The 22,730-nt window shown below is 66.4% G+C and carries 26 protein-coding genes; 13 read left to right on the forward strand and 13 right to left on the reverse strand.

Annotation, left to right across the window (positions count from 1 at the left end; genetic code table 11):
• Nucleotides 1–92 precede the first annotated feature (92 nt).
• Nucleotides 93–449 (forward strand): STAS domain-containing protein, encoded by a 357-nt coding sequence (locus JZ792_RS08675; RefSeq protein ID WP_216908628.1) that lies wholly within the window; start codon nt 93–95, stop codon nt 447–449.
• Nucleotides 450–790: 341 nt separating this feature from the next.
• On the opposite strand, the gene JZ792_RS08680 is transcribed toward JZ792_RS08675, so the two are convergent.
• Nucleotides 791–1,075, reverse strand: a complete 285-nt coding sequence (locus JZ792_RS08680; protein ID WP_216908630.1) for a hypothetical protein — start codon at nt 1,073–1,075, stop codon at nt 791–793.
• 316 nt (nt 1,076–1,391) lie between these two features.
• Between JZ792_RS08680 and JZ792_RS08685 the strand changes: the two genes are divergently transcribed.
• Nucleotides 1,392–1,754 (forward strand): VOC family protein, encoded by a 363-nt coding sequence (locus JZ792_RS08685; RefSeq protein ID WP_254189520.1) that lies wholly within the window; start codon nt 1,392–1,394, stop codon nt 1,752–1,754.
• Nucleotides 1,755–1,761: 7 nt separating this feature from the next.
• Here the strand turns inward: JZ792_RS08685 and JZ792_RS08690 are convergent, their stop codons facing one another.
• Nucleotides 1,762–2,193 (reverse strand): NAD(P)H-binding protein, encoded by a 432-nt coding sequence (locus JZ792_RS08690; RefSeq protein WP_308165211.1) that lies wholly within the window; start codon nt 2,191–2,193, stop codon nt 1,762–1,764.
• A gap of 52 nt (nt 2,194–2,245) precedes the next feature.
• On the opposite strand from JZ792_RS08690, the gene JZ792_RS08695 reads away from it, so the two are divergent.
• The gene (locus JZ792_RS08695) at nt 2,246–3,157 is read left to right on the forward strand and encodes an alpha/beta hydrolase (protein ID WP_216908632.1); all 912 of its coding nucleotides are present in this window, start codon (nt 2,246–2,248) and stop codon (nt 3,155–3,157) included.
• Between the two features lie 138 nt (nt 3,158–3,295).
• On the forward strand, nt 3,296–3,703 hold the full coding sequence (locus JZ792_RS08700) for a DUF3592 domain-containing protein (protein ID WP_216908634.1): 408 nt from the start codon (nt 3,296–3,298) through the stop codon (nt 3,701–3,703).
• 190 nt (nt 3,704–3,893) lie between these two features.
• Here the strand turns inward: JZ792_RS08700 and JZ792_RS08705 are convergent, their stop codons facing one another.
• Nucleotides 3,894–4,988: a glycosyltransferase family 4 protein gene (locus JZ792_RS08705; RefSeq protein WP_216908636.1), complete on the reverse strand. Its 1,095-nt coding sequence runs from the start codon at nt 4,986–4,988 to the stop codon at nt 3,894–3,896.
• 244 nt (nt 4,989–5,232) lie between these two features.
• On the opposite strand from JZ792_RS08705, the gene JZ792_RS08710 reads away from it, so the two are divergent.
• From JZ792_RS08710 to JZ792_RS08720, 3 genes are read left to right on the forward strand one after another with little or no spacing between them, the layout of a single operon-like run.
• Nucleotides 5,233–6,417 carry a glycosyltransferase gene (locus JZ792_RS08710; RefSeq protein ID WP_216908638.1) on the forward strand — a complete coding sequence of 395 codons (1,185 nt, stop codon included), beginning with the start codon at nt 5,233–5,235 and terminating at the stop codon, nt 6,415–6,417.
• Entirely contained in the window at nt 6,414–7,424 is a 1,011-nt protein-coding gene (locus JZ792_RS08715; protein WP_216908640.1) for a glycosyltransferase, read from the forward strand. The genes JZ792_RS08710 and JZ792_RS08715 overlap by 4 nt, the downstream gene beginning before the upstream one ends.
• Nucleotides 7,424–8,728, forward strand: coding sequence for a glycoside hydrolase family 130 protein (locus tag JZ792_RS08720; RefSeq protein ID WP_216908642.1), 1,305 nt, complete (start codon nt 7,424–7,426; stop codon nt 8,726–8,728). The genes JZ792_RS08715 and JZ792_RS08720 overlap by 1 nt, the downstream gene beginning before the upstream one ends.
• Nucleotide 8,729: 1 nt before the next feature.
• Here the strand turns inward: JZ792_RS08720 and JZ792_RS08725 are convergent, their stop codons facing one another.
• Together JZ792_RS08725 and JZ792_RS41905 are read right to left on the reverse strand one after the other, a co-directional pair.
• Complete coding sequence (locus JZ792_RS08725) at nt 8,730–9,200, reverse strand: DUF5994 family protein (protein WP_216908644.1); 471 nt, start codon at nt 9,198–9,200, stop codon at nt 8,730–8,732.
• Complete coding sequence (locus JZ792_RS41905) at nt 9,197–9,601, reverse strand: DUF5994 family protein (protein WP_308165212.1); 405 nt, start codon at nt 9,599–9,601, stop codon at nt 9,197–9,199. Before JZ792_RS41905 ends, JZ792_RS08725 begins: the two co-directional genes overlap by 4 nt.
• 631 nt (nt 9,602–10,232) lie before the next feature.
• Here JZ792_RS41905 and JZ792_RS08730 point away from each other — a divergent pair.
• Nucleotides 10,233–10,550 (forward strand): ANTAR domain-containing protein, encoded by a 318-nt coding sequence (locus tag JZ792_RS08730; protein WP_216908646.1) that lies wholly within the window; start codon nt 10,233–10,235, stop codon nt 10,548–10,550.
• Here JZ792_RS08730 and JZ792_RS08735 read toward each other — a convergent pair.
• Nucleotides 10,544–10,822, reverse strand: coding sequence for a MerR family transcriptional regulator (locus tag JZ792_RS08735; RefSeq protein WP_216908843.1), 279 nt, complete (start codon nt 10,820–10,822; stop codon nt 10,544–10,546). The two genes, JZ792_RS08730 and JZ792_RS08735, sit on opposite strands and share 7 nt — an antisense overlap.
• A 633-nt stretch (nt 10,823–11,455) precedes the next feature.
• Between JZ792_RS08735 and JZ792_RS08740 the strand changes: the two genes are divergently transcribed.
• Together JZ792_RS08740 and JZ792_RS08745 are read left to right on the forward strand one after the other, a co-directional pair.
• Nucleotides 11,456–11,899 (forward strand): response regulator, encoded by a 444-nt coding sequence (locus JZ792_RS08740; protein ID WP_216908648.1) that lies wholly within the window; start codon nt 11,456–11,458, stop codon nt 11,897–11,899.
• A gap of 467 nt (nt 11,900–12,366) precedes the next feature.
• Entirely contained in the window at nt 12,367–13,023 is a 657-nt protein-coding gene (locus tag JZ792_RS08745; RefSeq protein ID WP_254189521.1) for a TetR/AcrR family transcriptional regulator, read from the forward strand.
• Between the two features lie 25 nt (nt 13,024–13,048).
• On the opposite strand, the gene JZ792_RS08750 is transcribed toward JZ792_RS08745, so the two are convergent.
• From JZ792_RS08750 to JZ792_RS08770, 5 genes are all read right to left on the reverse strand, one after another.
• Nucleotides 13,049–13,693: a YdcF family protein gene (locus JZ792_RS08750; protein ID WP_216908650.1), complete on the reverse strand. Its 645-nt coding sequence runs from the start codon at nt 13,691–13,693 to the stop codon at nt 13,049–13,051.
• A 217-nt stretch (nt 13,694–13,910) separates the two neighbouring features.
• Complete coding sequence (locus JZ792_RS08755) at nt 13,911–14,747, reverse strand: carbonic anhydrase (protein ID WP_216908651.1); 837 nt, start codon at nt 14,745–14,747, stop codon at nt 13,911–13,913.
• Nucleotides 14,748–15,202: 455 nt separating this feature from the next.
• Nucleotides 15,203–15,499 carry a hypothetical protein gene (locus JZ792_RS08760; protein ID WP_216908653.1) on the reverse strand — a complete coding sequence of 99 codons (297 nt, stop codon included), beginning with the start codon at nt 15,497–15,499 and terminating at the stop codon, nt 15,203–15,205.
• 109 nt (nt 15,500–15,608) lie between these two features.
• Nucleotides 15,609–16,649, reverse strand: a complete 1,041-nt coding sequence (locus JZ792_RS08765; RefSeq protein ID WP_216908655.1) for an NAD(P)H-dependent amine dehydrogenase family protein — start codon at nt 16,647–16,649, stop codon at nt 15,609–15,611.
• A gap of 152 nt (nt 16,650–16,801) precedes the next feature.
• Nucleotides 16,802–17,539: an SDR family oxidoreductase gene (locus tag JZ792_RS08770; protein ID WP_216908657.1), complete on the reverse strand. Its 738-nt coding sequence runs from the start codon at nt 17,537–17,539 to the stop codon at nt 16,802–16,804.
• A 469-nt stretch (nt 17,540–18,008) separates the two neighbouring features.
• Here JZ792_RS08770 and JZ792_RS08775 point away from each other — a divergent pair, with 469 nt between their 5' ends.
• Nucleotides 18,009–19,895 (forward strand): AMP-dependent synthetase/ligase, encoded by a 1,887-nt coding sequence (locus JZ792_RS08775; RefSeq protein WP_216908659.1) that lies wholly within the window; start codon nt 18,009–18,011, stop codon nt 19,893–19,895.
• A gap of 132 nt (nt 19,896–20,027) precedes the next feature.
• Here JZ792_RS08775 and JZ792_RS08780 read toward each other — a convergent pair whose 3' ends face one another.
• Both JZ792_RS08780 and JZ792_RS08785 read right to left on the reverse strand, forming a co-directional pair.
• Nucleotides 20,028–20,693: a class I SAM-dependent methyltransferase gene (locus tag JZ792_RS08780; protein WP_254189522.1), complete on the reverse strand. Its 666-nt coding sequence runs from the start codon at nt 20,691–20,693 to the stop codon at nt 20,028–20,030.
• Between the two features lie 77 nt (nt 20,694–20,770).
• Complete coding sequence (locus tag JZ792_RS08785) at nt 20,771–20,974, reverse strand: hypothetical protein (RefSeq protein ID WP_216908661.1); 204 nt, start codon at nt 20,972–20,974, stop codon at nt 20,771–20,773.
• On the opposite strand from JZ792_RS08785, the gene JZ792_RS08790 reads away from it, so the two are divergent.
• Both JZ792_RS08790 and JZ792_RS08795 read left to right on the forward strand, forming a co-directional pair.
• Entirely contained in the window at nt 20,958–21,863 is a 906-nt protein-coding gene (locus JZ792_RS08790; RefSeq protein ID WP_308165213.1) for an aminoglycoside phosphotransferase family protein, read from the forward strand. The two genes, JZ792_RS08785 and JZ792_RS08790, sit on opposite strands and share 17 nt — an antisense overlap.
• 156 nt (nt 21,864–22,019) lie before the next feature.
• Complete coding sequence (locus JZ792_RS08795; protein WP_216908663.1) at nt 22,020–22,727, forward strand: hypothetical protein; 708 nt, start codon at nt 22,020–22,022, stop codon at nt 22,725–22,727.
• Nucleotides 22,728–22,730: the final 3 nt, after the last annotated feature.

The following is a 22,730-nucleotide window of genomic DNA, read 5'->3' on the forward strand; positions in this document are numbered from 1 at the left end:
GTGGAGACAACTCGTCTTTCGACGCCGATCGAGACACCGACGTGACAATGTCCCCGGGTCCAGACCAGATCACGGAAAGGCGGCGAACATAGATGGCGCAGCAACGGCCCGAGTTCACGGTGCGAGAAGAAGTGACGGACGCCGCCCTCGTTGTCACCGTCATCGGTGAGGTCGATCTCGCGACCGCGCCACAACTGCGCGACGTCCTCGAACACGCCATCACCACCGCGCCAGCTGTCCTGGTGCTCGATATGTCCGAGGTCAGCTACTTCGACTCCACCGGCCTCGACGTCCTCATCCACATCAGCACAGCCCTGGACACCGGGCGCCTGCGCCTGGTTGCCTCTGCCGCGGTCATTCGACCATTGACCCTCACCGGCATCGACAGCCTTATTCCCCCTCACCCCGACCTCGCGTCTGCCCTGGAGCACAATGCGGACAATCGGTGAGGTCCGCGACACGTGAAAGGATCACGCCCGGAACGGATATCGAGCTCGGCGTAAGGCGTTGTCGTTGAGTTACTTTCGTCCGGCGGCTAGGCGGCCGTCGATGGTCGTGTCGAAGGCGTTGAGGGCTTCTTTCCAGCGGTCGGACCAGCGTTTGCGGCCTGCGCCGGTCGAGTCCAGGCTCATGACGGCCTCGTGATCTCCTCCCGGTTCGACGGTTGGGTTCACCCCCTGGTGCAGGGACTATCCGGGGGTAGGCGCGAGGCTGATCCACCCCCTGGACGGCACACTCGGATTTCCAGCGGAAACCGGGAGAGGCTGACAGTGGGGAGAAGACGCGCGAGTCAGCAGGCAAACGGGTAACACGACTGCGGCTGTGTGGTGGCTGCGGGCGCGGCAGGAACCACGGCGGTCTCGGTCGGCTCGTCGGATCCCATGTGGGTCAACGTCAGCACGACCAGCAGCAGGGCCACACCACCGACCAGCGCGCCGAGTACCCACAGGATCACCATGGGCGAGGCACTGGTCTTGCCGTGGAAATTGATGTTGCGGCCACGCCCGCGAACCGGCGCGGGCCGGGCGGGGACACGCCGCCCGCCGATCTTTCTCCCGCGAGAATGCCCCCGCACTTACTCGAACCCCATGGCCTCCAGTATGACCCGTGGGAGCGACGCGACTGGTCGGTCAGCGTGAAGCCGCTGCGCCGTGGGCCTCAGCTCGGCTGCGCGTAACGCTGTTCCAGGTCTACGGGCCGACTCGCCGTCGCCGCGAACCAGCAGGGTCGTCCCTCCGGGGTGGCGGCGCACCAGCGCACACGACCGAGCCCGAGACGAGCGCCGTCCGTCGCCCGAAAAGGAGTGGAGCCGGGCCACGACAGTGCGGTTGGATGACTTACCTGCGCGGCCGCCGCGCGGCCCGCGAATATGGATGACTGAGGAGTGGACGATGCCGATCGCCACGTTGCGAGGCGTGACTCTGGACTGTGCCGATCCCCGGGCTCTGGCTCGGTTCTATCAAGAGCTGACAGGCATGCGGTTCGGCTATGAGTCTGATGAGTTCGTTGCCCTGACCGATGGTTCGGGTTGTGACCTGGGCTTCCAACAGGTCGACCGATACCTGGCGCCGCGGTGGCCCGGTCAGGACGTGCCGCAGCAGTTGCACCTGGACCTCAGGGTCGAGGATCTCGACGCGGCGGAGAAGTTGGCGTTGAGGTTCGGCGCGGTCAGGCCGGACCACCAGCCGGGCGGCGACCGGTGGCGGGTGCTGCTGGATCCGGCCGGTCACCCGTTCTGCCTTGTCGTCGGTTGATAGTCGTTCAGGTCGGCGACGCGAGCAATCCGAACACGGCGACGAACGCGCGGAGTCTGCGGGTGTAGCGATCCTGCCCGTCGAGGGTGATGTGCCAGCCGCACGAGAACACGAGCCGAGCGTCTCGGCGGGCGTGGTCGAGTACCGCTCGGGCGGTTCCCGAGGGATAGTCGCGCATTCCCCACGGGACCAGAACGGTCAGCACGCCGTCGCAGCCCTCGACCGCGTCGGCGATCACGGCCGGGTCGTCGGTCTGGCCGGGCACGATCCTGATCCGGTCGGCGAATCGGTCGAGTTTGGCGACACTGCGTTCCCTGCAGACGCCCACGACGTCGTAGCCGCGGGCGAGTGCGTGTTCGATCATGTACTTCCCGAGTTTTCCCGAGGCTCCGACGATGCAGACCCGCATCGGTCGGGTGGCCACAAGCCGGGCGAACACGACGACCGTTTCCTGCCAGCGTCACTACGTCGCCGGGCACAGACTCGACGTCATGACTACACGCGAGGACTTGACCTTCGCCTCCGGCACCGACCGATGCGCCGCCTGGTGGTATCCCGTGCGCGCCGCGACAACACCCGGCCCCGTGATCGTCATGGCACACGGACTTTCCGGAACCCGCCGCGACCGACTCGGCGCGTTCGCCGAACGCTTCACCGACGCGGGATTCGCCGCGCTGGTGTTCGACCACCGCGGATTCGGCGACAGCGGCGGCGAACCCGACCTGTTCGAGCCCGCCCGCCAACTCCAGGACTGGCGAGCCGCGATCGCCTACGCTCGCACGCGCCCCGACATCGATGCGCGCCGAGTCGTCACCTTCGGCTCCTCGATGGGAGGCGGTAACGCACTGGCCGCCGCCGCCGAAGACCCCCGCATCGCCGCCGCGATCAGCCAGGTACCGTTCCTCGACATCGTCGCCCAAGCCTATCGCGGGCCACTGTCGGTACGACTGCGAACACTGCTGACCGCAGTCAGAGGCGGCTACCTGCCCGCGGTCGGCCAGCCACACGAACCCGCGTTCATCAACGCACCCGACAGTGAGAACGGTTGGCGCCACGTCGTCGCGACCGGCGAAGACTCCCGCTGGCGCAACCGCGTCAGCGCCCGCTGGCTGCTCGGCCGCCCCTTCAGGCCGGCACGCGCGGCGCGAGACCTGCACTGCCCGTGGCTGGTCTGCATCGGCGAACAAGACCAGGTCGCCGCCCCCGGCCCAGCGATCCGCGCCGCCCGCCGCGCGCCACACGCGGAACTCCGTCTCTATCCCGGCGTCGACCACTTCGACATCTACGACGGACCCGAACACGAAGCCCTCGTGACCGACCAGATCACCTTCCTGCACCGCCACCTCGGCGCACACGAGTCGACCTCGACCCGCCACCAATCGCACGACACCGCAACGACATAGACGGCGCCACCTCGAACGGGCTATGGCGCTCGTGGGTCTCGGTTTCGGCGCCGCTGTCGTCGACGAGGCCCCACGCGGGCGGGTCTCGAACTTGTATGCTCTGGTGTGCAACGGTTTTGGGAGGACCACCTCGGGCCGGTGATCGCGATCGGGTTCGGCCTCATCATGATCGCTCTAGGGATCGGAAGCTTCTACCAGACGCTGGGGTGGGTATCGCTGTGGATGCGGGGGCACCGGGCGACCGGAAAGGTCGTGTCGGTCGAGGAGGACGACAGCCCGGTGGAAAACAAGCGCCGCAATTACTGGCTCACTGTCGAGTTCGTCGATGCGACCGGCGAACGCAGGACCTCCCGTTTGGCCTATACGGTGCGCACCGCGCGTAGCTACGGAGACAGTGTGCAGGTGCTGTATCGGCCCGGAGACCACAGCCACGTCGTCGCCCCGGACCTTGCAGGTGGAGTTACCAGCGTGCTGTCATTCCCTCTCCTGGTGGCCGCGGGACTGACGGTCATAGTCATGGCCCTCGGCATCGACCTACCGTTCTAGACCGTCGACTCGACATCCACAGTCAGGCGCGCACCTGATGGCGTGAACTGCGGCAGTGGACAGCCGTCCAACCCCTGCTCGGTCTGCTGAGCCGTTGCATCTTCGTGCGGTCGGGAGCGATGAGGGCGGCCAGCAACCGCTATCCACCAAACCGCTCGAGCCCTTCGGTGAATACTTCGGGTGCCGAGGTTTACATTCCGGCGTGTGAGAACAGTCCAGGTGAACCGATGGACTGTGGCTGCGGCGCGGGCGACGCGGCACCGGTGGATCGTTTCGGTAGGTTCGCGACGTGGTCGAACACGGTCAGGTACGCGTCGATCATTCGGTCGGCGGTGAAGCGTTCGTAGACGTCGTCGCGGCAGGCGGAGCGGTCGAGTCGGTCGAGCGTCGCTACCGCCGCCACCGCGGCCTCGACATCGGAGACGAGGTAACCGGTGGAGCCGTGGCGCAGGATCTCGGGCATCGAACCCAACGGTGTCGCGATCACCGGTGTCCCGGTGGCCATGGATTCGATCACCGACAGACCGAACGGCTCGGCGAATCCGATCAGGTGCAGCAGCGCGCGAGCGCCACCGAGTAGCGCGTCGCGCTGTACCGGATCGACCGCGCCGACGTAGGTGACGTCGGTGCCGGTCAGTTGCGGTTCGACCATGGCGCGGAAGTATTCGCTGTCCTGGATGATGCCGGCGATGATCAATGGCAGTCCGGCCTTTCGGGCCACCTCGATCGCCAAGTGTGTCCCCTTGTCGGGGTGGATTCTCCCCAGGAAGAGTAGGTAATCGCCGATCTCGGGCCTGAATGTGAACTGAGCGAGATCGATACCGTGATGAATCGTCGCGGCATAACGCAGATCCGGGTGTCGATTGGCGTCGCTGATCGCTACATAGTGTCCGATGTCACCGAATTCTCGATACACCGGAACAATATCCTGTGACGAAAAACCGTGAATCGTGGTGACGACCGGAGTAGATACCAGACGACTGTAGGTCAGGGGCATGAAGTCGAAATGGTTGGAGAGTACGTCGAATTCGCCCGCATGCTCGAACGCTGTCGAATTGTGCAGCGCTTCGAACACTTTCGCGTCTGCGCCTGCGGTCTCCTCGTATCCCGACGGGACGGCCGCGACCAGCTGCGCCGATGTCTCGGAGTCCGCCGTGGCGAACAACGTGACATCGTGACCGCGCGCGACGAATCCCTCTGTCAGCGTCGACGCGATTTGTTCCCACGGCCCATAGTTGTTCGGAGGTGAACAGTGGGCGACCGACGCGATAACGCCGATTCTCATAGATTCCTCGATTACTGGCGGTATTGCCGCCGATGGCCCCCCGAGAGACGGGCGAGCAGAATGGAGCGACCATATCACACCAACTGTCGGTGACCTGCGTGTTAGGATCGAGCCTTGGTGGCCGATCCTTCCGTGTATTGATCCGGAGCGGATTCTCAAGCGCTTCAGCGCAACACGATGGCCAATTGAGTGGCCGCAGACAGCGGCACCGGCGGCGCTGACTCGAAGCAGAAAGGCTGACCTCGTGTCAGTTCGGTCCTACGGCGTTCTGAGCACCTATTCTCCGACTCAATGCGGGTTGGCGACCTTCACCGGCGCGCTCGTCGAAGCATTGACCCAGCCCGGCGAAATCGGCCTGGTACCGGTCGATTCCAGCTCTACGGTGGGCAGTGTCGGCGTCGTCGCCGTTGTCGACAGTCCCGACCCGACACCGCCGCCGGAGGTGGCGCATCAGTGGGAGCGCAGCGACCGCGGGGGTGCCACCTCCGCGGCTGCCGCGCTCAACCGCTTCGATATCGCGATCATCCAGCACGAATACGGTATCTACAGCGGACGCGACGGCGTCGATGTCCTGGAAACCGTTCGCGCCCTGCTGATCCCGGCGATCGTCGTCCTGCACACCGTGCTGGTCGCCCCGACTCAGCAACAACGGATGATTCTCGAGCAGCTCACCCGCGCCTGCGCCGCTGTCGTCACCATGACGAGCACAGCTCGCCAGCGACTGATCGACCACTACGCGGTCGACCCGGACAAGATCCGGGTCATTCCGCACGGCGCCACCGACCATCGATCCGGACAGCCCGGTGACCAGCACCAGCCGATCTCTCGGACACCGGTGATCCTGACCTGGGGGCTGCTCGGCGAAGGCAAGGGCATCGAATGGGGCATCGACGCGATGGCGCACCTCGCCGACCTGAGTCCGGCCGTCCAGTATCGCGTGGTCGGCCAGACCCATCCGAGAGTGCTGGCACGACACGGTGAGGCCTACCGCACCGGGCTGCTCGACCGCGCCCGTCGACGCGGGGTGGCTGACGCCGTGCATTTCGACGCCCGCTATCTGTCCAATGTCGAGCTCTACCGGCTGATCCGACAGGCCGACGTGGTGTTGCTGCCCTACGATTCGCGCGAGCAGGTGACCTCCGGAGTGCTGATCGAAGCTGTCGCGGCGGGCAAACCGGTGATATCGACCGCCTTTCCCCACGCCCAGGAACTGTTGTCCAGTGGTGCGGGCCTTCTGGTCGAACGCGAGTCCCCCACCGAGATCGCGTCCGCGCTGCGCCGCGTATTCACCGAGCCCGGCCTCGCGGCACGAATGGGCGCGGAGGCGAAACGCCTCGCCCCCGACCTGCTCTGGACCTCGGTGAGTCGCAAGTACCACGAACTCGCGACCGAAACGCTGCGAGCCGATACGAAGCTGGCCACAGCGTGAACACCGTCACCATTTCCTATACGCACCTGTTCCGGCTCAGCGACACCTGCGGAATCTTCGAACACGCGAAGTTCACCGAGCCTCGTATCGAGAACGGCTACTGCGTCGACGACGTCGCGCGCGCCCTCGTCGTCGCCGTCCGCGAACCCGAGCCGACGCCGCGATTGGTGGACCTCACCCGGGTGTATCTGGACTTCGTCGTCGCGGCGTTCACACCCACCGGCACCTGCCACAATCGTCGGGGGGCGGACCGGAGCTGGCAGGACGAACCGAGTCTCGACGATCATTGGGGCCGTGCGCTGTGGGCGCTGGGCTCCGTCGCGGCCCGCACACCCGAGCACGCGGATATCGCGTTGGCGCAGTTCAGCATCGGGGCACGACAGCGGTCCCGATTCCCCCGTGCGATGGCCTTCGCCGCACTCGGCGCGGCCGAGGTGTTGCGCGCGCACCCCGCGAACCCGGTCGCCGGTGAGCTCTTGTTCGATGCCGCCGCGCTGATCGGAGCGCCGACCCGCCGACTCGACTGGCGCTGGCCCGAACCGCGATTGCGCTACGCCAACGCGGTACTGGCCGAAGCGCTCCTCGCGGCCGGTGCGCTACTGCCCGGCCACGGACGCACACACGCCGACGGACTCGCGATGCTGCGCTGGTTGCTCGATATCGAAACCTCCGGCGACCACCTGTCGGTCACCCCGGTCGACGGCTGGGCCACCGGGGAACCCCGGCCCGGCTTCGACCAGCAACCCATCGAGGTCTCGACCTTGGCCGATGCCTGTGCCCGCGCCTACGACGACACCGGCGACACGGCATGGCAGGACGCGGTACTGCTGTGCGAAGCGTGGTTCCGCGGAACCAACGACATCGACACACCGCTGATCGACCCGATCAGCGGTGGCTGCTGCGACGGACTCGAGCCCAGCGGCCGCAACGAGAACCAAGGCGCGGAATCGACACTTGCGCTGATCTCCACACAGCAGCAGGCCCGCCGACTCACCCGAGCGCCGTAGTGCCCGATCAGGACGTAACGATCTCCGCCGATCTCGTCCGACGAAGCAACGTGGTGCTGTCACCGGACCCACGCCGAGTCCTGGCCAGACTGTTCCTGCCCGGTCAAGAGATTCTCCCGCAAGGCATCTCGCGCGCCGAGGCCATCATCGATCGGGTGATCGGTCTGACCGACGCGGACACTCTCGCCACTCTCGCCACCGTGCGCACCCGATTCGGTGAACGCCACCGCGATATCGACGCCACCTTCGCCGCGCACGCGGCACTCGTCGAGCATCTGCTACCGGTGACGGCGACACCGACACCCGAACGCAGACAACTCATCGGCGCGTGTTTCACCCAGGAGTACGCGATCGAGGCCGCGGCCCTTTTCAATCCATCGATCGTCGCACACCCCGACCAATCCGGTCTGGCCGTAGGCGAATTGCGTTTCGTCATGAGTGTGCGCGCTCTCGGCGAGGGTCACATCTCGAGCATCGAATTCCGGACCGGTGTACTGGGACAACGGGATTCGATCCGAATCGATGATCGATCACCGTTTCTCGAGGTGGGTCGGGTCACCGTCTCGGCGGCGGGAAGCTACACCGTGGCCTTCCCTGCCGATCACCCGATCTCGGAGCGGGTGGTCTTTCCCGCGCACCCCGAGGAGAGCCACGGCATCGAGGACGCGCGCCTGACCCGGTTCACCGAACCGGACGCGACGGTGACCTATTACGCCACCTACACCGCCTTCGACGGCGCCCACGTCGCCCCACGACTGTTGCGCACCACCGATTTCGCCACCTTCGTCAGCACCCGACTGGTCGGCTCCGGCGCCGAAGACAAAGGGATGGCACTGTTTCCACGTCGCGTACACGACCGCTACCTGATGCTGTCGCGATGGGACCGGGAGACCATCAGCGTGGTCAGCTCATCCGACGCACGCGTCTGGCGCGACCCCGTCACCGTGTATCGACCGACCCGGCCATGGGAACTGATCCAACTCGGCAACTGCGGCCCCCCGCTCGAGACAGCCGATGGCTGGCTGGTCCTGACCCACGGCGTCGGTCCGATGCGGACCTACGGAATCGGCGCGATCCTGCTCGACCTGCACGACCCCACACGACTCATCGGCGCCCTGCGCGAGCCATTGCTCAGCCCGAACGATGACGAACGCGACGGATACGTGCCCAACGTCACCTACTCCTGCGGTGCGCTGATCCACCGAGACAACCTCGTACTTCCCTACGGTTGCAGCGACTCCGCCATCAGATTCGCCTTCATCGACCTACCCGCCCTGCTGCGACGGCTGGCCGAGTCCGCGTAGTTCATGGTCGCGGGTGCTCCGCGTCGGCGCTCACGGCCTCGTGCATCTGCGCCTCGGCGTGATCCGCGGTGGTGGAGGGATCGATCACCAACAATCGAAGACGTTCGTGAGAGCCGAAGACATACATCACCTGGGATGGCTGGTCCGGAAGCGGCCCGGTGACCTCGATCCGGTCGGGAGGGTCGATGTCACGTTGGGACACACTCAGCGCGTTCCAGTCGAAGGTGATCCGCGCGGTCGCGCCCAAGCGAGTGGTGAGTGCGGTGATCAGGTCGTGCAGTTCGGTGGTGAGGTTGTCGGTTCTGGGCCACCAAGCACCGTCGATGTCGCCGGATTCCTCATCACGGCCGCGCAGCAGCAGCCGCGGTGTCCTGGTCGGGGTGTCGAACGGTTGCCCACCACCGGCGGTCGCCCGGAATCGGCCCAGGCCGCGATCGGCGGCGCCCCGGTCCTGCGACGGATTTTGTGTCATGCCAGGCCTCCCACAGGAATCGGGGATTTCACGGAGGACGAGCGACAGTCTGCCGGGCGGGTGCGGTCAAGGCCCAGGACGCAGAGTGTGTGGGTCGGCAGATGTCGGTATCCGTCCAGGTGGACCGAACGCCCACCGATCACCGTGCGCCGCGGCGTCGGCTGCCACGCGTCGAGCCTGTACATGATTCGATCGACACCGCCCACCCGACCGGCCAGCAAGACATCCAGGTCAGCGAGTTCGGCGATCAAGTCCGTCGTGCGGGGCCACCACGCCCCATCCACCGCCTCGAGGCGGCGTGCTCGCGGTGTCGGTGACCGCCGGGACATCGACGGAACACCGCTGCGAAGGCAGAAGCGTGAAGACCGGTCCAGCGGGATCGGCTCGAGTTGTCGCGTCATCACGACGCTCCTGACCGGGACCGTGCAGTGGCGGGCCCTGCTCGTTCGCCGGGTGACGACGCGACCACGGATGGTCCCGTACGAAAAGTCCCCGACACGCTCAGCCTACCCGCCGACACCACAGGCCTGAGTTCACGCAAATACCCGGTGACCTGCACCCATTGGGTCAGCGGGCGGCCGAAAGATCAGCTTCTGCGGTCGCGGACTGCCGGGACACCGGAGAAAGTGCGCGCCGGTGAGCCCGCTTGACCGGATGGCTACGGCAGTTGGTCTCCTGCGATCGCCACCGCAGCACAGCGAATGCCTGCTCGGCGGTGTGCCTGTCCGGGATGTGGAGGGGACCGATATCCCGGGCAGGCACACGGTTACCGCGGTGTGGATGCCACGACCAGTCCCATTGCCCGAACACCGGCCGTGACGAGCCGCGACACTACCGGCCCTATCTCTGCGAAGAGAAGATCGCGGCGTCGACGCGGTGTGTCGCGGGCAAGCAGATACCGGTGTCGAAACCCACCGCCGGACCCCGAACGGGCGCGAGGGCGGTGCACGACGATCCCCGCCCACGGCCGATACCGGGATTTTCGGCCTCGTCAGTCGGGTTCGAGTCCGACGCCGGTGGGTAGATGCGGGGATGGACGACACGACACCGCCCGCGGGTATCCCGGCCGATTCCGCCGTGGTCGCCGCCGCGCGAGAGACCATCGAGCAGGCCAAAGGCGCGGTGATGCTCGTCTACAGCGTCGACGCCGATCACGCCTTCGCGATCCTGCGCGCCGCCTCGCAAGCCCTCAACATCGAACTGCGCGTCATCGCGGCCGCGGTCGTGGCCGAACTGCCCGAGATCGGCGGCCCGGAAGACCTCGGCGCGCTACGCGAGGACATGGATCGGGTGCTGTTCGGCACCGACGCACACACCCCCGCGCCTGAATCGGGGATGCGGGGTCAATGATCCGGATGGGCGCCGGTCGGATTCTGTCGGGTCAGTTCGGCGTTGAGTTCCACGGCCACAGCGAGTTGGTCTTCCAACTCGATGATCCGGCACGCCGCTTCCAGTGATGTGCCCCGGTCGAGGAGTTCGCGGGCGCGGGCGGCCAGACGAAGTTGGTAGCGGGAGTAGCGGCGGTGCCCGCCCTCGCAGCGTTGCGGGGCCAGTAGTTCGGCGGCGCCGAGGCTGCGCAGGAACGCCGCGGTGACACCGAGGATCTCCGCGGCCCTGCCCATGCTGTAGGCGCGATAGTGCTCGTCATCGAGCCGATCAGCAGCCGTCGCGCCGCTGTCGGGTTTCGGGTTCGCTGGGTCCACAACACCTCTCGGGGTTTCAACGCCGACGGGCCCCGGCGCACTGTGCGCCGGGGCCCATGAACTTACGAAGGGGGATTCAGGTTTTGCTCTGTTGGCCGACCGGTCGGGTCGGCGTCGAACAAGGTGCCCGATCCTCGGGCACGGAAGAGTCGAGTAACTGATGCAGTAAGCCACCTCCCTGATCGAACCAACCTGCGTCTACGGGGTATTTCCTCATCCCCTCCGGCGGACCGGCCGAGTGCACCGGATTCTCTTCTCCGCCGGAGGGGACGGTCGAACTCTTGGGTCTTCCGGGCAGTTCACCTGCCCGGCCATTCGGCCCTTGTCCTCTGCAACGACAGCGACATTAACCCCCTCCCGGCACAATGTCTACCCTTGCCACTACAGATTTTTTTCGGCTAGTGTGCGCGTTTATCTTCGGGAGTGCTCGGGTGCTTCCGGCTCGATCTACGGGAAGGGAGACCGGTCGATGCGGTACGCACAGCGACAGAATTCGTGTCACGGTAAGCCCGTGATCGGCGGGCTCGGACAACTCGAGCCGGGGTGGTCACCGTGACGGCCCCCGTGCGTCCGATCGTCATCCTGCTCGTCGAGGACGACCCCGGTGATGAGTTGATGACCCTGGAAGCGTTCGCGGACAACACCCACGACAGCACCGTGCACGTGGTGCGCGACGGTGAGCAGGCCCTGGACTTCCTGTTCCGCCGCGGCGAGTACAGCCAGGCGCCGCGCCCGGACCTGGTACTGCTGGATCTGAACCTGCCCAAATACAGTGGCCGCCAAGTCCTGGCCCGGATCCGCGCCGAGGAAGACCTGGCGGATCTTCCGGTGATCATCTTGACCACCTCCTCCTCCGAGGACGACATCATGAGCAGCTACCGACTCTTCGCCAACGCCTACGTCACCAAACCGGTGGACCTGGACCAGTTCACCGACGCCATCAACCAGATCGACACCTTCTTCACCCGCACCGTGCGCCTACCCTCACGGACCTGAGCGGCCACCAGAACCGACAGCACCGCGAAACACCTCGCGGTGTCAGGTGTTGCCCGTCGTGAGGTCAGGTCGGCTGCGGTCCCAGCGCTGTGAGCATGTCCGGGCCGCCCATGATCGAACCGCCGACGGTTCCGCCGACCAGCACACCCAGGGGATGCTGACGCCCCCATCAGGACCAGGCATGCTCCGAGGAGGCCACCCACGATGGCGCCGGGCCCGATCAGACATACAAGTGGATTCAGTCGAGCAGGCCACTCCCGAGCATCACCTCCGCAGAGCCGGTCATTTCCACAGGTCGATCCGTGTGGTTAGCGGATGTAACCCCCTCCGGACACCAGATGGATTTCGGGCAGTGTTCGACCTTCAGAGGTCGGCACTGCCCGAACTCTTTCCGCCGCGGCGCCTGGACTCCGACGATGGCACCCACCCATCCGCGCTCCTGTGGGTAACGCAGTTATCGTAGGGGTATGGAGGGTGAGGCGAGTGTGGATCCGGGTACCAGGATCACCCACGCCGTGTGGGCGTTGCTGGAATCCGACGGGTACGACGCCCTTCAGTTGCGCGACGTCGCACGTGTCGCCCGTGTCTCGATGAGCACCATTTATCAGAGGTATCCGAATCGGGACGAGTTGGTACTCGCGGCGATCACCGAATGGGTGGACGCTCATATCTATCGCGAGCTGGCACCGCCGCATCCGGAAGAGACCCTGGCCGAGGGTTTGATACGGATGCTGCGCTACGTGTTCGAGCCCTGGGAACACAATCCCCACATGCTCGAACCGTATTTCCGGGCCCGGTCGATCCCCGGTGGTCATCGCCTCGACGCGAAGGGTTTCGAAGCGGTATTGCCCGTCGCGGCCCAGATCTTCGCCGGAATTCAGCCCGACTACGCCGCCGACCTCGGCCTCGTGCTCACCAATATGACCTACGCGCTCGTCGGTCGCTGTGCCGCAGGCGATTTGGACAGCGCCGAGATCCTGCCCGCGATGGAACGGATCATCATGCGGATGACGGGCGACAACGTCTCTCTCACCACACCCGTCGCGGAGGCGGCGAACGATCACATCGAGGACTTCCCCGCTTTCGGGATCGGTCCCTCGTTCCATTCGCCGTTCGCCCCCTGACGGCCGCGGACGAAAGGACTCGGGTTCAGAACTGCGACGCGGCCGACTGCGGCATCACGTCGGAGGTGACCGTTCCGATGACGTCGACGCCTGCGGCATGGAAGGTTTCGACGGCACGGTCGAGGTGATCGGCCGAGGTGACCACCACCGCGTCGTGGACGCCGAGTTCGTGCATCAACCGCGCGGAGTGTTCGGCGTTCTGCCGGGTCGAGTCGGCGTCGGGTTCGATGTGCACCCGATCGGCCGGAATGCACTGGCGGCCGAACCAGTCCGCCATCGCCCGCGCCTCGGTGATGCCGTTGTGCGGGTTGCCGCCGGTGACGATGATCGGCGACGCGGGTGCGAGCAGGGCTTGCAGGTATCCCGCCCGGAGCCGGTCGATCAGCTCGGGTCGCATACTCCCGTCCGGGAGCAGACCGTATCCGAGCACCACGATCGCCGTGCGGCTGCCGTGCACGACGGGAAGGGTCTGCGGGGTGACCGTCGCGAGGGAGTGCAGTGCGTCCACGAGGGAACCCACCGTCGTGGGGACCGAACAGGCGTCGTCGGCGAGCGCGGAGGGGGCGTGGACGAGGGTCGCGGTCGTGAGTATCACGGCACCGAGCATGATCTGCGCCGCACCCCGGGGGCGGCGCGCGAGAACGCGGGTGGAGGGCGGCGGTGTCGGCATGGAGCCTCCAGCGATCGGCCACCGGTTGCCCGGTGGCGGGTCCGACGGGTTGATGTCCCATCGTGAGTGCCGCCACCGGCTCCGCTCCAGGGTCCGCACGGTTGTCTGGAGGATCCACTGACGAATGCCGCTACGGTGATTCACAACTCCTGAAAAGCGGACAGGTGCTTGACATGTCGGGCAGAGCCGATCCGTCGGTTCGCTTTTCGGCGCGTCGTCACCCTCCGGCGAGCACTACCGGTCGACCGTTGAGCGCCTGGGCGGGGCGGTTGGTGTGCGGGAATCGCACCAGGTAGCGGTCGAGTTCGTCCTGGGTGACCGTGACCGGGTGACGCAGGACGGTCCAGGCCACCCCTTCGGTACACGGTGGCGTGGTCAGCGAGCCTTCGTAGCGGAACTGGGCGTGGTCGCTCGGCAGGACGGTGCGCAGATCGACGGCGCCGACGGCGCGCGTCGCCCCGGCCTGTGGCAGCTCGGCCAGCACCTCGGTGAAGGCCGATCGCTGCCCCGCTACTTCCAGCAGGACCGCGAGTACGGCGACCGCGCCACTGTCCGCGACGTGGACCAGGTGCAGTTCCATGGCGGCGCCGACTCCGTCGACGATGTGCTCGCTCGGTGCGTGGAAGTGGAACTGGGTCAAGGCGAAACGTCGTCCGTCGACGACGATGTGCCGGCCGGTGCCCGCGGGCAGGTTCGCTTGGATCGTGTGACCGTTGTTGACCAGTTCGAGCGAGGGAACCGATCCGTATTCGATATCGATGTGTTCGGCGGGCTCGACGCGCGTCGGATGGCCGAGGTCGATCGGGGATTGCCTGTCGCCGGAGCCGCAGGCGCTGTATCGGCCGTCGATCACCGGCCAGCGCACGGGACCGTCGGCGTCGTAATCCCAGTGGGGCGCACCGGCTTCGGGATGTCGCTCGATCTCCGGACCGGATCTCGCGCCGATGGCGCCGCAGCCGGGAAGTGCCAGCAGGGCTGCCGCGACGAGTGCGCGGCGGCGGGTGAACCCGGCGCAGGCGCCCGAGGCGGGTGAAGTGTTGGACGGGAGTGACATCGGAGACTCCTAGCGAGGATGCGCGTCGCCGTCTCACGGAGTCGTGGTGTACGTCGGATAGCTCGAGGCGCACGGACGGCACGCGGCGTGACCTGACGCGGATCGCGGAGTCGAATTCTCGAAATCGAGCGAACGAGCTTGCGGAACAAGCTGTTTCGCGATCGCGCCGCAGTCAGATTAACGCGGGGCGCCATGTCTCCGACAGAGGGTCGTAGGGCGACCTACATCACAGCCGATCCCCGTATACCGAATCCTGTCCTCGCGGAAGGCGAGTGGAGTGGCCGCGACGACGTCGGCGCGGCCACCGAGGGCGGGCCACGGTCACAGACCGCCTGTGGCCCGAACTCCATCCGGGAATGCCACGTCGAATTCCCGGGAAATGTTCGATCGGTCACGAGCTCGACGCTTCGCGCGTTCGAGTGCCTCGTCGTACGCACGGCGGTGACCGCACGACGTCAGCTGGGCGGGCCCATCGTGATCGTGCGAATTCTGTTGCGGGCCTGTTCGGCGGCCGCGCTGTTATCGCTGGCGCCGACGACCTCGATGAAGGTCCTCGACCCCTGCGGCAAGCAGGTGACCAGTACCGCGACGCCGGATCCGTCGAGGTCGCCCGCACCGCCGATATGCGGATCGGACGTGAAGGTCACCGCGAGGCCGGTCTCCCGGATCGCGAATTCCGCGTCCCGGAGAGCGTCCGCTTGCGACTTGGCCCGAGTATCGGAACCGACGTGAATAGCTGGAGTTTGCGCCATGATGGTCTCCTCACCAGAGATGTGATCGCTGTTCTTGCGCGAATCCATCGTCCGGTTCGGGGCACAGGTCGAGCTAGGGTATTCCGCTACTCCATTCGCGCTCGTCGTCTCAGTCGTGCTGCCAGATCCCCGCGGGCGCGGTGACCAGGCCGACGTCCTTCAGGCCGAGGATTCCCGCCGGGGCGGCGGCGACATCGAGCACGGCGCTGACCGCGGGCATCGCGGTCATGGTGTCCCACTCGTGGTTGCCCCAGGTGTCGGGCGGGATGAAGCGGATGCGGGTGTCGACTTCGGGTTCGCCCTTGATGACGACGTGGTAGTGATCGTCGAGGAAATCCCAGTCGGCGTTCAGCTGTTTGGTGAGGTACCAGGCGACCTTGGACTGCACCACGGTCTTGCCCTTCACCTTGCCGTTCCATCCGGCGCGGATGGCGGCGATGGTGTCCTTCTCCATGCAGAACCAGCCCAGATCGACCTTTTCCGAGGCGGTCGCGTGCTCGATGAAGAATTCCATGTCGTCGAGTTCGTATCCGAGCGTGACCGCCATCCGTTGGACGGCGTCGTGGAAGGTGCTCAGCCACATCTTGGCGATCTCGATCACCTGGGGTGTCGCCTCGGGCAGCGACATGCCCAGCGCCTGCCAGGTCTCGGCGGATTCGTAGACCGAGACATCGGCGGATTCGGCGATCGAGACCATCTGCACATCGCGGCACACCGCGGTCATCGCGGCGGTCATCGTGTTGATCCACCCGGGGTTGATACCCGAGATGTAGAGCGAACTGTTGCCGCGTTCGCACGCTTGCTCGAGTCGCGCCTTCGTCTCGCCCTGGATCCCGCCGACGTTCAGGAAGAGGTTCGTGCTGATGACGTCGAGACCGCTCTCCAGCAGCCGCACGGCGTGGTCGAGGTCGGCCATGAAGGGGGTGTAAAGGACGGTGTCGGCACCGAGTGCGAGTAGTTCGTCGATATCCCTGGTGGCGAGCACGCCGGTGTCGGGACGACCGCACAGCGGTCCGGCGTCGGTGCCCGCTTTGTCGTCGGAATAGGCGTAGACGCCCGCCAGTTCGAGGCGTGGATCGTCGAGAATCCCCCGCAGACTGAGTTTGCCGACCTTACCGGTGGTCCATTGAATGACGCGTAACGTGCCCATCGATCTCTTTCCGCGCGTTTCGACCGCCTCGATGCGGCCGAGGCCGAGCGGTGACGTAGGTCACCGCTCGCATTCTCGAGCTTTACACATCCGGTCTCATTTGTCACTCCGTGACATTTTTCGACCGATCGCCGGAAACCGCTTCCGCCCGTTCACACTTTCTGGAGCCAGTCCCGGTAGTGGGTGGGTGCCAGGTGGGCGTCCGGGCCCGCGGTGAGCACGTCGCCGGTGACGGCCGCGAACATTCCGGCCTCGTCGTCGGTGACGACGGTCCGGTCGTCGTGGTGCGCCGCCAGGGTGACCCGACCGAGTTCGTCGAGGGGGAAGACGTCGGGGCCCGCGACATTCCTGATTCCCAGCAGCGGCTCGCCCGTCGCGACCTCGATGACCGCGTCGACGATGTCGGCGGCGGCGATCGGCTGGAGGCGGGTGGTCGGCAGGTGGACGGTGTCGCCGTCGGCGGTCCAGTCCATGACCGCGTCGACGAATTCGAAGAATTGGGTGGCGCGGACGATGGAGTACGGGGTCGGCCCCTGTCTGAGCAGTTCCTCCTGCATGGTCTTGGCGCGGTAGTAGTCGAGCTGGGGGACCTGGTCGACCCCGACGATCGACAGGACGACCTGGTGTCGGACTCCGGCCCGCTCCCCCGCCCTGAGCAAATTGTTCATCGAGGTGCGGAAGAAGTCGATGGAGGCCTCGTCGAATGTCGGCGAATTGGCCAGGTCGATCACGACATCCGCGCCGGCCAGCGCCCGGTCCAGCCCCTCGCCGGTGATCAGGTCCACGCCGGTGGACGGCGCCGCGGGGACCGCCTGGTGCCCGGTCTCGGTCAACTTCCGCACCACCTGGGAGCCGATTCGTCCGGTACCGCCGATGACTGTGAGCTTCATGATTCGCACCTTTCACGACGTGCCGCCGGCACGCCGGGGTTCGTGGAGATCGGTTGCGCTGACGTCGGAAGTTCTTTTCGTGGCCCACTCGGACCGAATCCGCTCTCACTCGCCGTCGGGCCCGAGCGGTCGACCACCAGCTGCCGATACAGCATCCCATCGGCCCACCGATGACACCACGGGTCTGCCGGATGGCGACCGGTTCGAGACCTTCCCACCGACCGTCGCACCGCGATCACATCGAGAACCGATCGACGCAGGGCGGGAGCTCCCGAACATCGTTCTGGACATCGGATCAGTAAGTTAATGAAAGTTCACAGCAGGATTACCAATTTCACGCGGCGACACGACGAACCGGACGAACGCTCAAAATGCTCTAAAAGTCGATCTTTCGAGTTCGTTCAGGTCCGGAACGGCCGTCAGTAAGTTACTCTTTGTTCCTTCAAGATTGATCGGACGAAGGGGTGCGATGCGCGGTCGGGAGCGGTTCTTCGCGTTTCAGCACAGCCTGGGTTACCCGGTCTATACGCTCCCGGAGGCCTTCCAGGCCACGCGGTCCGTGCGGCCGGAGGCGATCGCGCTGCGGGTGAGCGGCGGCAGGGAATACAGCTGGCGGGAATACGCGCGCGAGGTCCGGCGGATCACGGCAGGTCTGGCCGCCCTCGATATCCGCTTCGGCGACACCGTGGGCATCATGCTGACCAATCGGCCCGAATTCCACCTCGTCGACACCGCCGCACTCCACGTCGGGGCCACCCCGTTCTCGATCTACAACACACTGCCGCCCGCGCAGATCGCCTACATCTGCGCGAACGCGGGCAACCGGATCATGATCACCGAGCAGCAGTTCCTGCCGAGGCTGCTCCAGTCCGGTGTCGCCTTCGACCACATCGTCTGCGTGGACGGGCTCTCGCCCGGCGTCATGTCACTCGCGCAACTGGTGAGCATGTCGGCCCCAGATTTCGATTTCGAGGCACGCTGGCGTGAGGTCCGCCCCGACGACCTGGCCACCATCAGCTACACCTCGGGAACGACGGGCCCGCCCAAGGGCGTCGAGCTGACCCACGGCAATATCCTCGCCCAGCTCGTCGGCCTCGGCGAACACCTGCCCGCCGATCACGGCGATCGGATCGTGTCCTATCTGCCCGCGGCACATATCGCAGACCGCATCACCGCGCACTACGCCGGAATGGTGCGGGGTATCCAGGTGACCTCGGTCGCCGACCCGCACCTGATGGCCGCCGTCCTCCCGCAAGTGCGTCCCACGGTGCTCTTCGGTGTGCCTAGGGTCTGGCAGAAGGCGCGCGTCGCGATCGAATCGCGTATCGATGCCGAACCGAGTCACGCCAGGAAAGCGCTCGCGCTCTGGGCGTTCGAGATCGGTCGGCGCGCCGCGGACGCGGAAACCCGACGTGTGCCGCGTTACCGGCGGCTGCCGGTCCGCCGCCGGATCGCCGATGCCCTGGTGTTGTCGCGGGTCCGGCGACAGTTGGGTATGGACAGCATTCGGTTCGCGGCATCGGGGGCCGCCCCGGTGTCGGCGGATCTGCTCGCGTATTTCGCGGGTCTGGGCATCCGGCTGACCCAGGTGTGGGGCCTGTCGGAGGCGGCCGGGGTCAGCACGACCACGACACTGGACGATCCGGCCTTCGGCAGCGTCGGCCGACCCGTGCACGGGACCGAGATCGCCCTGGCCGCCGACGGCGAGATCATGGTTCGCGGACCCATGGTCATGCTCGGGTACCACCGCGATCCCGAGACCACCGCGCGCGCGTTCCGCGCCGGGAATTGGCTCGCCACAGGCGATCTCGGATCCGTCGATACCGCGGGGAACCTGTTCGTCGTCGGGCGCAAGAGCGAGATGATCATCAACGACGCGGGAAAGAACATCGCGCCCGCCGCCATCGAGAACGCGATCAAGGCCGCGTCCTTCCTGATCGGGCACGTCATGGTCATCGGCGAGGCCAGACCGTATCTGACCGCGCTGATCACCCTCGATCCGGACGCCATCGCGGCGGACGCGGCCGCCGCGGGCGTGCTCGCCGCCGATATCGACATCCTCGTCCACCGACCCGGAATCCGCGAGAAGGTCGTGGCCGCGGTCCGCGACGGCAACGCCACGGTGTCACGCCCGGAACAGGTGAAGCGGTTCATGCTGCTCGACCACGCCTGGACTCCCGGCGACGAGGAACTCACCCCCAAGATGTCGCTGCGACGCTACGTGGTCGAGCGCAACTACGCCGCCGCGATCGAATCGCTCTACTCGAATCCGCTCGCGCCGGGGGTCGTCAATGTCGCCGTACGACAGTCGATTCCGTCACCTCCCCGTCGGGTCAGGCGTCACAAGCGGCACTGAGGACAGCGTCGCGGGCCGAGTGCGGCCGGTAAGCGAGTTGCGGTGCGACGGATACGGTTCGAGCCACCGCACGTTCGTCCGAGGCGATCGAAAACCCCACCGATGCAAGGGCTGTCGATCGACTCACGCCGATCACCTCGACACGCGCGTGATCATGGCGAGCCAGGCGGGAGCGCCGTTGTCGTGGAATCTGGTGTGGATCCGGTCGCGTTCGATCGTGACGACTTTCCAGCCTCGGTCCTGGGCGAAGGCGGTGTCGAGTTCGTCGCGTCGGACCGGGTGCGGGCCGGTCTCGGGGCCCTCGTCGCTGAAACACAGCACGTACAGCGTGGCGCCCGGTTCGGTCACCGCGGCCAGGCTGTCCACGTACGGCGCGCGCTCGTCCGCGTCGAAGGTGTGGAACAGTCCGGAGTCCAGGACGGTGTCGAAGGTGCGGCCGAGCCGGTGCAGGGCGAACGCGTCAGCGGTCGCGAATTCGACTGCGATACCTCGACTTTCGGCCTGTTCGCGCGCCATCGCCAAGGCGGTTTCGGCGACGTCGACGCCGAGCACCGACAATCCCGAGGCGGCCAGGTGCAGGGCGTTCGCGCCGGTGCCGCAGCCCGCGTCGAGGACGGCGCCGGTGAATCCGCCGTCCGAGGCGATCCGTACCACGGCGGGTTGCGGGCCGCCGATATCCCACGGCGCGGGACCGTCGCGATAGGAGGCGTCCCAGGGCAGGCCGGTCATGCGTTCATGGCCGGTAGGAGTGCGACCGTCGAACGGGTCGTCCGCGAAGGCTCCCGGTTGCTCGGACATCCGACCTCTCTCCGACCGACACCGCCGCCGAATCGCCGGACGCGTATTCGCGGATCTCGGTCTTCTCGTGCACCCGATTATCCACCGCACCCGCTCGGGATCCGTTCGCGGTGGCGGTCACGATCCCGGTGGCTGTCGCGATCCCGGTCGCGGTTCCGATCGCGGTCGCGGTCGCGGTCGCGGTCGCGGTCGCGGTCGCGGTCGCGGTCGCGGTCGCGGTCGCGGTCGCGGTCGCGGTGATCATCGTCTCGGTAGGGTGCCCACGTGGTCGAAATACCCATTCCGCGCGGATTGATCGAGTCCCAGTTCACCTATGCCGGAGCGGGTGGTCGGGCCTTCATCGCGGCGCTGCCGGAACGGATGGACGAATTTCTCCGGCGCTGGGAACTGCGGGTCGACGGTGACCCGATGCACGGAATGGCCGCGCTCGTGTTGCCGGTGGTGCGCCCGGACGGTACCCGCGCGGCGATCAAATTCCAGCACCGCGACGAGGAGAGCGAGGGTGAGCCGGTCGCGCTGCGGGTGTGGGACGGCGACGGAGCGGTCCGGCTTCTCGACTACGACGAGGAGACCGGCACGTTGCTGCTCGAACGCCTCGACTCCGCACGGATGTTGTCGACGATCGCGGCGGGAGGAGCGGCGGATACCCGTCGGGCCGTGCTGATCGTCGCCGAATTGCTCGCACGACTCACCTCGGTCCAGGCGCCGCCGGGAACGCGTCGACTCGGCGACATCGCACGTCGGATGGTGGCGGACCTGCCGAAAGCATTGACCACCGTCGACGACCCCGACGAGCGCCGCCTGCTCGAATCGTGTGGTGGCGCGGTGCGCGAGGTGATGGACGACCCGGGTGATCAACTGCTGCACTGGGATCTGCACTTCGAGAACGTCCTGGCGGGTGATCGCGAACCGTGGCTCGCCATCGATCCGAAACCACTGGCCGGCGATCCAGGATTCGATCTGATGCCCGCGATCGACAACAGTTTCGCTCCCGAGGACGTGCTCTGGCGCTTCGACGCGATGACCGAGATCATCGGGCTCGACCGGGCGCGGGCGAAGGCGTGGACGTTGGGGCGGGTACTCCAGAACTGTCTGTGGGAGATCGAGGACGGGCGGCCGCTCGTGCCGGATCACCTGGAGGTGGCGCGCCGACTTCTGCGATCTCGCTGAGTCCTCGGGTGCGCGGAGACATGCGGCGCACGGCTGGCTCCGGTTGCCGATTGTTTCTTACAGGGATACGTTGTCTCCATTCGGACACCTGCTCCGGCGGACCGGCCTCGTCGCCGCGGCCCCGCCTCACGCCACCTTCGCTCGTAGAGGATTGATATGGGATCGCATCCGCACGGCTGGTGGATCATCGTGCACATCGTGTTGTTCGTCTTCTGGCTCGGCGGCGACCTGGGCGTGTTCTATTCGAGCCGGTATGTCATCGACCCGGCGCTCACGCCAGGCGCTCGGGCGACGGCGCTGCACATCATGAGTGGATTGGATCTCGCGCCCAAGGTCTGCCTGGTGCTGTTCCTGCCGAGCGGGGTCACCCTGATGGCGTTGGACCCGCACGGGGCGACCCTGTTCGGTGTCGCGCTGTTTCCCTGGTGGATCGTGGTCGGCACATGGATATTCGCGGCGGGCTGGCTCACGCTGACCGTCATCCAGCATCGCACGCACGGACGGTTCAGGGCGGTGCTGTGGACCGATCTCGGGATCAGGTACGCGGTGGTGTTCGCGCTCGCCGCGTGCGGTGTCTACACCGTCGCGGTCGACGAACCGTTCGGCGTCACCACCGAGCCGCGCTGGCTCGGCGTGAAGATCCTGCTGTACGCGGCGTCCATCGCCGCCGGACTCGGCATCCGAATAACGTTGCGCCCCTTCGGGCCCGCGTTCGGCGCGCTGATGACGACCGGCTCGACCGACGAGGTGGAACGCGCCATCCGGCGCAGCGTCGACGGCTGCCTGCCCTACGTCTGGACGATCTGGGGCAGTGTGCTCGCCGCCGCCGCCCTCGGCGTGCTCAAACCCGGCGCGAACCTCTGAATA

Source organism: Nocardia noduli (genome assembly GCF_019038455.1).
Taxonomy (GTDB): Bacteria; Actinomycetota; Actinomycetes; order Mycobacteriales; family Mycobacteriaceae; genus Nocardia; species Nocardia noduli.

Bases quoted from the DNA above. Each gene is read 5' to 3' on its own strand.
- JZ792_RS08675 (WP_216908628.1), top strand. From the start codon at position 93: ATGGCGCAGCAACGGCCCGAGTTCACGGTGCGAGAAGAAGTGACGGAC.
- JZ792_RS08685 (WP_254189520.1), top strand. From the start codon at position 1,392: ATGCCGATCGCCACGTTGCGAGGCGTGACTCTGGACTGTGCCGATCCC.
- JZ792_RS08695 (WP_216908632.1), top strand. From the start codon at position 2,246: ATGACTACACGCGAGGACTTGACCTTCGCCTCCGGCACCGACCGATGC.
- JZ792_RS08705 (WP_216908636.1), bottom strand. From the start codon at position 4,988: ATGAGAATCGGCGTTATCGCGTCGGTCGCCCACTGTTCACCTCCGAAC.
- JZ792_RS08725 (WP_216908644.1), bottom strand. From the start codon at position 9,200: ATGACACAAAATCCGTCGCAGGACCGGGGCGCCGCCGATCGCGGCCTG.
- JZ792_RS41905 (WP_308165212.1), bottom strand. From the start codon at position 9,601: ATGACGCGACAACTCGAGCCGATCCCGCTGGACCGGTCTTCACGCTTC.
- JZ792_RS08730 (WP_216908646.1), top strand. From the start codon at position 10,233: ATGGACGACACGACACCGCCCGCGGGTATCCCGGCCGATTCCGCCGTG.
- JZ792_RS08735 (WP_216908843.1), bottom strand. From the start codon at position 10,822: ATGGGCAGGGCCGCGGAGATCCTCGGTGTCACCGCGGCGTTCCTGCGC.
- JZ792_RS08745 (WP_254189521.1), top strand. From the start codon at position 12,367: ATGGAGGGTGAGGCGAGTGTGGATCCGGGTACCAGGATCACCCACGCC.
- JZ792_RS08750 (WP_216908650.1), bottom strand. From the start codon at position 13,693: ATGCCGACACCGCCGCCCTCCACCCGCGTTCTCGCGCGCCGCCCCCGG.
- JZ792_RS08755 (WP_216908651.1), bottom strand. From the start codon at position 14,747: ATGTCACTCCCGTCCAACACTTCACCCGCCTCGGGCGCCTGCGCCGGG.
- JZ792_RS08760 (WP_216908653.1), bottom strand. From the start codon at position 15,499: ATGGCGCAAACTCCAGCTATTCACGTCGGTTCCGATACTCGGGCCAAG.
- JZ792_RS08765 (WP_216908655.1), bottom strand. From the start codon at position 16,649: ATGGGCACGTTACGCGTCATTCAATGGACCACCGGTAAGGTCGGCAAA.
- JZ792_RS08770 (WP_216908657.1), bottom strand. From the start codon at position 17,539: ATGAAGCTCACAGTCATCGGCGGTACCGGACGAATCGGCTCCCAGGTG.
- JZ792_RS08775 (WP_216908659.1), top strand. From the start codon at position 18,009: ATGCGCGGTCGGGAGCGGTTCTTCGCGTTTCAGCACAGCCTGGGTTAC.
- JZ792_RS08780 (WP_254189522.1), bottom strand. From the start codon at position 20,693: ATGTCCGAGCAACCGGGAGCCTTCGCGGACGACCCGTTCGACGGTCGC.
- JZ792_RS08785 (WP_216908661.1), bottom strand. From the start codon at position 20,974: ATGGGTATTTCGACCACGTGGGCACCCTACCGAGACGATGATCACCGC.
- JZ792_RS08795 (WP_216908663.1), top strand. From the start codon at position 22,020: ATGGGATCGCATCCGCACGGCTGGTGGATCATCGTGCACATCGTGTTG.